This is a genomic window from Leifsonia sp. HAY1-4F (assembly GCF_056755275.1).
The window spans coordinates 1-228 of sequence record NZ_JBNDHX010000767.1 but is presented as its reverse complement, the minus strand read 5'-3'; the positions used below and the strand labels follow the sequence as shown (position 1 = coordinate 228).

Here is a 228-nt window from a genome sequence, read left to right as displayed (position 1 = left end):
CAGCGCGCCGCGCCGCCGACCGGCTCGGGATGCGCTCCCGGCGCCGGGTGGAACGGCCACGCGTGCGCGGGAACGAGGTCGTCGGCCGCCTCCTGGCGGGGACGCCGCCGCCACAGCGCGGCGATCGTCCAGCCCAGGATCACGAAGTACATGAGGGTCCGCACGGTCAGCACAGCGACCATCCCGGCCTCGGGCACGAGGAGCGTGTCGTAGAGGAACGGATAGAAC

At 73.2% G+C, this 228-nt stretch carries 1 pseudogene; it reads right to left on the bottom strand.

Annotated features, from left to right (window positions below):
• Nucleotides 1–228, bottom strand: a pseudogene (locus ACPYOG_RS21275) (hypothetical protein); the annotation flags it as partial.